The following is a 7,856-nucleotide window of genomic DNA, read 5'->3' as shown; positions in this document are numbered from 1 at the left end:
CCGCTCTCCCCGCCTCTCCCCGGCGGTCCGGGCGCGGCTCGCGGCGGCTCGCCTGGGGGCTCGCCCTGCTCACCGTGGTGGCGACGGCGTGCGGGGGCGGCGGGGCCGGTTCCGGCGCGTCCGCCGGCTCGGGGCCCTCGCGCTCCGGGCTGGGGGACCCGTACTTCCCCCGGGCGGGCAACGGCGGGTACGACGTCGCGCACTACGACCTCGACCTCGCCTACGACCCCGGCCCGCACCACCTGACCGGCACCGCCACCGTCACCGCCCGCGCGACCGAGGACCTCCCCGCCCTGAACCTCGACCTGTGGGGCCTCGACGTGGAGAAGGTCACCGTCGACGGCACGCCCGCCCGTTTCGGGCGCGAGGGACAGGAACTGACGGTCCGTCCGCGCACCCCGCTGCGCCGCGACGCCACCTTCCGGGTGACCGTGCGCTACTCCGGCTCCCCGGTGACCGTCACCGACCCGGACGGCTCCGAGGAGGGCTGGCTGCGCACGGCGGACGGCGCGCTGGCGCTCGGCCAGCCGACCGGGTCCATGGCCTGGTTCCCCGGCAACCACCACCCCTCCGACAAGGCGACCTACCGCCTCACGCTGACCGTGCCTCAGGAGCTGCGCGCGGTGTCCAACGGCGAGCCGGACGGCGAGGAGACCCGGGACGGCCGCAGGGTGCAGCGCTGGCGCGTGCGGGAGCCGATGGCGAGCTACCTCGCGGTGGTCGCCGTCGGCCGGTACGAGACGCACCGGACGCGGACCGCGCGGGGCCTGCCCGTGCACACGGCCGTGGACCCGGAGGAGCGGGAGGCGGGCCGCCGGGCGCTGGCCCGGCTGCCCGAGGTGCTGGAGTGGGCGGAACGCAGATTCGGCCCGTACCCCTTCGCGTCGGCCGGGGCGATCGTCGAGCGTCCCGGGGACGCCGGGTACGCGCTGGAGACGCAGAACCGGCCCGTCTTCCCCGGTGCCCCGGACACCGGGCTCCTGGTGCACGAGATCGCCCACCAGTGGTACGGAAACTCCGTCAGCCCCGCGAGCTGGCGTGACATGTGGCTGAACGAGGGCTTCGCCACGTACGCCGAGTGGCTGTGGCAGGAGGAGCACGGCGGGGACAGCGCCCAGCAGACCTTCGACGCGCTGTACGACGGGACCTACTTCGCCGACGCGGAGGCGAACGAGGCCGTGTGGGCGTTCCCGCCCGCGCGGCCGCCCGGTGCGGCACAGATCTCGGGGGTGCCCGTCTACCAGCGCGGCGCGATGGTGCTGCACAGGATCCGGCAGACCGTCGGGGACGACGCCTTCGACGCGCTGCTGCGCGGCTGGGCCCGGCGGCACCGGCACGGCACCGCCGGCACCGCGGACTTCACCGCCTACGTCGAACAGCAGGCCCCGGACCACGACTTCGGCACCGTCTGGGCGGACTGGCTCCACGGGACGGGGAAACCGGCGCGGCCCTGACGGGGGCGGACACACCGAGGCCCCTGTCCCGCCGGGCGGGCGGGACAGGGGCCCTGGAGCGACTCGCGGGGCGCGTCAGACGTTGACGCCGAAGTCCTGGGCGATGCCCACGAGGCCGGAGGCGTAGCCCTGGCCGACGGCGCGGAACTTCCACTCGGCGCCGTTGCGGTACAGCTCGCCGAAGACCATGGCGGTCTCGGTGGCCGCGTCCTCCGAGAGGTCGTAGCGCGCGATCTCGGTGCCGCCCGCCTGGTTGACGATGCGGATGTAGGCGTTGCGGACCTGGCCGAAGTTCTGGCTGCGGTTCTCGGCGTCGTAGATCGACACCGGGAAGACGATCTTGTCGATGTCGGCCGGCAGGGCGGCCAGGTCGACGTTGATCGCCTCGTCGTCGCCGGCGCCCTCGCCGGTGCGGTTGTCACCGGTGTGGACGATGGAGTTGTCCGGCGTCTGCTTGTTGTTGAAGAACACGAAGTGGGCGTCGGAGTAGACCTTGCCCTGCGTGTTGACGGCGATGGCGGAGGCGTCGAGGTCGAAGTCCGTGCCGGTGGTGGTGCGGACGTCCCAGCCGAGGCCCACGGTGACGGCGGTCAGGCCCGGAGCCTCCTTGGTGAGCGAGACGTTGCCACCCTTGGACAGGCTTACAGCCATTGTTGGGAGTCCCTTCCCTCGTTGACGTACGGCTAGAAGCTACCGCTACCCCCATTGAACGCGAGAGGCCTCCGCGAGGTTCCAGTTCCCTTTACTTTCTTTACCCGCGAAATCGAGGTGACGCGGCCCGGCCGGGCACGGGACCATGGACGGCATGTCCGGTCCCTCTCGCAGGCCCGGGGGCCTGCCCCCCGGCGCACTCCGCATCCGCGGCTCCGTCTCCCTCCCGGAGGCCGAGCTCAGGTGGCGCTTCTCGCGTTCCTCGGGGCCGGGCGGCCAGCACGTCAACACCAGCGACTCGCAGGTCGAGCTCCGCTTCGACCTGGCCCGCACCACCGCGCTGCCCGAGGTGTGGCGGCAGCGGGCGCTGGACCGGCTGGCGGGGCGGCTGACCGACGGGGTGGTGTCCGTGCGCGCCTCGGAGCACCGGTCCCAGTGGCGCAACCGCGAGGCGGCGGCCGAGCGGCTCGCCGCCCTGCTGGCCGAGGCCACCGCGCCGCCGCCCAAGCCCCGCAGGCCCACCCGCGTCCCGCGCGGCATCAACGAGCGCCGGCTGCGGGAGAAGAAGCAGCGCGCGCAGACCAAGCGGGGCCGCAGCGGCCGGGACTGGGGCTGACGACGGCCCGGGGGCGCCCGCCGGGCGGTCAGCCGAGGCGGAGCACCTCGACCGTCTCGCCCTCGTGGACCTCCCCGTTCGGGCGGAAGCCCAGGCCCCGGTAGAAGTTCTCCGGCCCCGCCGGTCCGGGGTGGTGGGTGACGTAGAACTCCGTGCCGCCCCGGCGGCGGATCTCCTCGGCCACCGCCCGCACGGCGAACCGGCCGTAGCCCCTGCCCTGCTCGTCCGCCGCGATGTTCAGCCGCCACAGGCCGGAGCGGCGGACGCGGCCGTCCCCGAACCAGTCGGCGTCGAAGAAGGCCATGAGGAAACCGACCGCGCGCCCGCCGTCGGCGATCAGCCGGGGCCAGGCGACGTCCGGGTGCACGTAGGCCTCCGCGAGCGACTTCGCCACCGGGCCGACCAGGTGTTCCTGGTCCGGCCGGACGCGGACGGCGAGGGCGGTGCCGATGTTCGCTGCGGTGACCTCCACGAGACGCGGGGAGGAGCCGGGGTCGGTCGTCATGGCAGCACGGTACGGCCGCGACCGCCGTGGGACGCAACGGATTTCGTCCCCGGCCCGGCCGCCCGGTCCCGGGGGGAGTTCAGCCCAGGTGCCGGTAGCGGCCGCGGAAGTAGGTCAGCGGGCCGCCGTCCGAGCTGGGGAGCGCGGCCGTGAGCACCCGGCCGATGACGAGGGTGTGGTCCCCGGCCGTGACGCGCTGCTCGGTGCGGCACTCCAGGGTCGCCAGCGCCCCGCCCACCAGCGGCGAGTCGCTGTACTCGCCCCGCACGTACGGGATGTCCTCGAAGAGCAGCCGGTCGCTGATGCGGCCCCGCATCGCGAAGCGGCCCGCGATGTGCCGCTGGCTCTCGGACAGCACGGACACCGCCCACAGCGGCTGCTCCTCCAGCAGCTCGTCCATGCGGGACCCCTCACGCAGGCTCACCAGCACCAGGGGCGGGTCCAGGGACACCGACATGAAGGCGGTCGCCGTCATGCCCACGTCCTCACCGGCCGGGGCCCGGGGGTCGTCCGGGTCCAGCGGCGGTTCCTTCGCGGTCACCAGGACCACACCGGCGGCCAGACGGGACAGGGCGGCGCGGAACTCGTCGTTGCTCACCCCCTCAGCATGCCGGGCGGCGGGCACCGAGGTGATCGTGGACGGGGCGACAGAAGTGTTGGGCACACCGGAACGCTAGTGTCCGCATCACCGGGGCCGCATCGGGCCCCGGGACCAGTCCGGACCTAGGACCAGCGGACGACGGCCGCAAAGAACTGCCTTCCGCGATTGCGGAGAAATCCGGGGAGAAATCATGGAAAGACCAGGCAATTGTTCACGTTTACCTGTGACTTGAGTCACAAGGGGCAGGAATTGTTGACCCTGTGTACCGAGTGGGCAGCGCGCTGTGATTCAGTGGCGGGGAAGCTGCCGGGACGATACGCCGATGAGCACCCTTGATTCGCTGCGAGGACTCGGGGGGAGGGCGAGTATGGAGACCGAGTCGGAACCCTACGTGCGCTTGGCGTCGCTGCGACAACTGCACCAGGTCATGGCCGACATGAACACGGCCCGAAGCCTGGCGGACACCTTGCAGACCGTCGCCGACGGAGTCGTCGGCGCCCTCGGGTACGAGCTGGCCTGCGTCAACCTCGTCCGCCACGACGGCGATCTCGTCGTCGCCGCCTTCTCCGGCAACCCGGCAGCCGAGGCCCTCATCACCGGCCGGGTCGGCTCGCGCGAGTCCTGGGACCGCCGCCTCGGCATGGGCGAACGCTGGGGCGACCTGATCTTCATACCCCACACCGAGGGCTGGGTCCTCGACGACGACGACGTCCCGCAGTGGTACACCGACGGCCCCGCCCCGCGCTTCGAGGACGAGTGGCATCCCTCCGACCGCCTCTTCGCCCCCATGTACGCCCCCGGCCCGCAGGGCGGCGGCACCTCCGGCGAACTGGTCGGCGTCCTCTCCGTGGACCGCCCGCGCAACGGCCGCCGGCCCGGCGCCTGGGGCCGCGAAGCCCTCCAGATGTACGCCTTCCAGGCCGCCATCGCCATCAGCAACGCGCGTCTACGTGCGAACATGCAGCGCGCCCTGGTCCGCCTCGAACGGGAGCAGCAGGCCCTGCGCGCCAGCGAGGAGAGCTTCCGGCAGGCCTTCGAGTACGCCCCCTCCGGCATGGCCATCGCCGAGATGGGCGGCGACCAGCACGGCCGGATCCTGCGCACCAACGACGCCCTGTGCCGGCTGCTCGGCCGCCGCGCCTCCACGATGCGCCGCTACTCCTTCTCCGACCTCGTCCACCCCGAGGACATCGGCACCCTGCTGCGCACCTCCGCCGAGGGCGGCCGGGCCGAGCTGCGGCTGGCCCGCCGCGACGGGACGTACCTCTGGGTGTCGCTGCGCAACAGCGTGGTCGCCGACGCCGCCGACGGGCCCCGCTTCCTGCTCACCCACGTCGAGGACATAGAGGAACGCAAGCGGCGTGAGCTCCACCTCGCCCACCGCGCCTCCCACGACTCCCTCACCGGCCTGCCGAACTCCGCCGAGCTGCGGTCCCGGCTCTCCGCCCGGCTGTGCCGCCAGCGCCCGCAGGCCGCGCTGCCCGCCGCCGGGTCCGTGGAGTCCTTCGAGGCCTTCGACTCCTTCGGCACCCAGGACGCCGTCCACGGCGGGCCGCCCGTCTTCGACCGGGGCCACGACTTCGACTTCCCGCCCGGCGCCGACGAGTACGACGGCTACGACCACCACGTGCACACGGTCGCGCCGCCCGACGAGTACGACGACGGCAGCAAGGGGCTCGCGGTGCTGTTCTGCGACCTCGACGGCTTCAAGTCGATCAACGACCGGTTCGGGCACAACGCGGGCGACGCCGTCCTCATCGAGGTCGCCCGCCGGCTCAGCAACGGCGTCCGCGACGGCGACACCGTCGCCCGGCTCGGCGGTGACGAGTTCGTCATCCTCGCCGACGGGCTCGGCCGCGCCGACGCCCAGGACCTCGCCGTCCGGCTGCGCAACGAGATCATCCAGCCCATCCGGGCCGAGGGGCGGGCCGTGCGGGTCGGCGCCAGCTTCGGCATCGGGTGGGCGCACTGCGGCATGACGGCGGACGAAGTGCTGAAGTCCGCCGACGAACGCATGTACATCGAGAAACGATCTCGTCCCAAACAGCACAGACGAGCCGGGTGAACCGCAGGTCAGGCAGGTGATGCGGTCCGAGTCACCCGTTCGGGTCACGCGATGGGGGTAGGCTCGCCATTCCGACCACGCGTACCGCATCCGATCAGTACCTAGGAGCACCAAGGGATGACGCCCGGCAACAACGGCGCGAGCACGCCCGAGGACGACGACCCGTTCGGCTACCTCTACGCCGACGGTCAGGCCAACGGGGCCCAGCCGCCGTCCGGGGGCTACGGCTACCCGAACTCGGTCAACCGGGTACGGGCGGTCGGCGCCCGGCAGTACGGCCAGCAGGCACCCGCCCCGCAGGCACCCCCGCAGCAGGGCACGTACGGCCGGCCCAACGCGCACTACGCGGCCCCCGAGACGCTGCCCGGCGGCGCCGCCACCGCCCACTCCCCGCAGCCGGGGCACGGCGGCGGCCGCGGCCGCGGGCCGAACACCAAGGGCCTGCTGATCGGCGCGATCGCGGTGGTCGCCGCGGTCGTCATCGGCATCGGCGTCGCGATGATCGGCGGTGACGACGACGACAAGGGCGGCGACGAGGCGGGCGCCACCCCGACCCAGTCGCAGACCCAGAGCAGCGAGCCGAGCCCGTCGGCGAGCGACGGCGACGACGACGAGGAGACGTTCGCGTCACCGACCATCGACGCGAAGGCGCTCCGCCTGGACGGCGGTGCCGCGCTGGCGTCGGACGTCGAGGGCGCCCAGTCCGACGGCGGCATCTACGTGACCAACCTGAACCAGCCCGGTTCCAGGGTCACCTGGACCGTCGACGGCATCCCGAAGGACGGCGCGTACACCGTCTTCGTGAGCTACAGCACCGCCGGTGAAGCCCAGTCGATGACGCTCACCGTCAACGGCAAGGAGTTCGGCAACAAGCTGAACATGGACAACTTCACCGGCGCCGAGGACGGCGACTTCGCCAAGGGCTGGACCAAGACCTTCGCCTGGCCGACCCTGAACAAGGGCACCAACACGATCTCGGTCTCCTGCAACGACGGCGACAAGTGCAACGTCCTGCTGGACCAGCTGTACATCAAGGAAGGCCAGGTCAAGAAGTAGCCGACGTCAACGCCGTTGTCCCCTCGGGACAACGGCGTTGAGTCATTCTTCGGCGCAGGTCATTGTCAGGCCCAGTCGGTACACGAGTTGAGCAACTTGTTGCCTTCGAATCTGGCGACTTGCACCCCAATCTCAAAAAGCCCGTTACTGTCCGATGCGCTGCTGCTCCAGGTCTGACTCCTGCCCGACCCTCTCGTGTTCTTGCGCCAAGGCCAATTCTTTCGAGCGTCGTTGTACTGCTTGCTGACCAGGCGTATGCGGACGTGGTGGCCGTCGGGCTTGATGTCGCTCAGTGTGAAACTTAAGCCCACTTTCTCGCCGGGGTTGTACCAATTCGTAATCTTGACGGCTCCCGAAGCTCCTGTAGTGGCGCACCCGGCGTAGTCTACCGGGGCAGCGTGCGCGGGGTTAGATCCGAGGGCAGTGAGGAAAACTGCTGCGATGAGCGGGAGAGTCGCTCGGGTTACTTTGTTCATCTCAATCCCTTTGACGTCCGGCTGCTGGTGGATGACGTTAGTTCGCCACTTCTGCGTAGGGGAAGTAGGGGTGGGTGATATGGCCGAAAAGAGAATGCAAGGCTGCTGACGGCGCGCGCCTTCGATGTGTGGCCCCCGGGTCATTTGCGGGCGAATGAATGGGAGTCAGGCGGCGTTCGTCTCTGTCGTCACTGTGATACCGGACAGCAGTTCCTCGTAGGCCGGGCGGTCGAACTCGCCTGCCACCGGGGAGAGGACCGTCGCCGCCGACAGGGCGACCGCGCGGGTGAGGCGGTCCGGCCAGGGGAGGTTCTCGACCAGGCCCGACAGCAGGCCCGCGACGGCCGAGTCGCCCGCGCCGGTCGGGTTGCCGTGCAGGCGGGCCGGGGGAGTGGCGCGCCAGCGGCCCTCGGGGGTCACGGCGAGCAGGCC

Annotated in this window: 8 protein-coding genes; 4 read left to right on the top strand and 4 right to left on the bottom strand. The window is 71.5% G+C overall.

The window, feature by feature from the left end; translation table 11 throughout:
- Window positions 1–74 precede the first annotated feature (74 nt).
- Window positions 75–1,454, top strand: coding sequence for a M1 family metallopeptidase (locus G3I53_RS16750; RefSeq protein WP_343240634.1), 1,380 nt, complete (start codon window positions 75–77; stop codon window positions 1,452–1,454).
- Between the two features lie 75 nt (window positions 1,455–1,529).
- Here the strand turns inward: G3I53_RS16750 and G3I53_RS16745 are convergent, their stop codons facing one another.
- Window positions 1,530–2,105: a TerD family protein gene (locus G3I53_RS16745; protein ID WP_164333948.1), complete on the bottom strand. Its 576-nt coding sequence runs from the start codon at window positions 2,103–2,105 to the stop codon at window positions 1,530–1,532.
- A 154-nt stretch (window positions 2,106–2,259) separates the two neighbouring features.
- Here G3I53_RS16745 and arfB point away from each other — a divergent pair, with 154 nt between their 5' ends.
- On the top strand, window positions 2,260–2,721 hold the full coding sequence (gene arfB, locus G3I53_RS16740; RefSeq protein ID WP_164438492.1) for an alternative ribosome rescue aminoacyl-tRNA hydrolase ArfB: 462 nt from the start codon (window positions 2,260–2,262) through the stop codon (window positions 2,719–2,721).
- A gap of 28 nt (window positions 2,722–2,749) precedes the next feature.
- On the opposite strand, the gene G3I53_RS16735 is transcribed toward arfB, so the two are convergent.
- Together G3I53_RS16735 and G3I53_RS16730 are read right to left on the bottom strand one after the other, a co-directional pair.
- Complete coding sequence (locus tag G3I53_RS16735) at window positions 2,750–3,226, bottom strand: GNAT family N-acetyltransferase (RefSeq protein ID WP_164334973.1); 477 nt, start codon at window positions 3,224–3,226, stop codon at window positions 2,750–2,752.
- Between the two features lie 79 nt (window positions 3,227–3,305).
- A complete protein-coding gene (locus G3I53_RS16730; RefSeq protein WP_164334975.1) occupies window positions 3,306–3,890 on the bottom strand; it encodes a flavin reductase family protein in 585 nt (194 codons plus the stop codon).
- Window positions 3,891–4,194: 304 nt separating this feature from the next.
- On the opposite strand from G3I53_RS16730, the gene cdgB reads away from it, so the two are divergent.
- Together cdgB and G3I53_RS16720 are read left to right on the top strand one after the other, a co-directional pair.
- A complete protein-coding gene (cdgB, locus tag G3I53_RS16725) occupies window positions 4,195–5,892 on the top strand; it encodes a diguanylate cyclase CdgB (protein ID WP_164334977.1) in 1,698 nt (565 codons plus the stop codon).
- A gap of 117 nt (window positions 5,893–6,009) precedes the next feature.
- The gene (locus tag G3I53_RS16720; protein WP_164438491.1) at window positions 6,010–6,948 is read left to right on the top strand and encodes a carbohydrate-binding protein; all 939 of its coding nucleotides are present in this window, start codon (window positions 6,010–6,012) and stop codon (window positions 6,946–6,948) included.
- Window positions 6,949–7,589: 641 nt separating this feature from the next.
- On the opposite strand, the gene G3I53_RS16715 is transcribed toward G3I53_RS16720, so the two are convergent.
- The coding region (locus tag G3I53_RS16715; protein WP_239063948.1) for a PfkB family carbohydrate kinase at window positions 7,590–7,856 on the bottom strand (267 nt) is incomplete at its 5' end.

Source organism: Streptomyces sp. SID14436, from assembly GCF_010548465.1.
Lineage (GTDB): Bacteria > Actinomycetota > Actinomycetes > Streptomycetales > Streptomycetaceae > Streptomyces.
Note: the sequence above shows the minus strand (reverse complement) of the source record. Positions and strands in the feature narration are given on the sequence as shown.

What these genes read in the sequence shown, in the direction of transcription:
- G3I53_RS16745 (WP_164333948.1), bottom strand. Translation starts at nt 2,105, where the DNA reads ATGGCTGTAAGCCTGTCCAAGGGTGGCAACGTCTCGCTCACCAAGGAG.
- arfB (WP_164438492.1), top strand. Translation starts at nt 2,260, where the DNA reads ATGTCCGGTCCCTCTCGCAGGCCCGGGGGCCTGCCCCCCGGCGCACTC.
- G3I53_RS16735 (WP_164334973.1), bottom strand. Translation starts at nt 3,226, where the DNA reads ATGACGACCGACCCCGGCTCCTCCCCGCGTCTCGTGGAGGTCACCGCA.
- cdgB (WP_164334977.1), top strand. Translation starts at nt 4,195, where the DNA reads ATGGAGACCGAGTCGGAACCCTACGTGCGCTTGGCGTCGCTGCGACAA.
- G3I53_RS16720 (WP_164438491.1), top strand. Translation starts at nt 6,010, where the DNA reads ATGACGCCCGGCAACAACGGCGCGAGCACGCCCGAGGACGACGACCCG.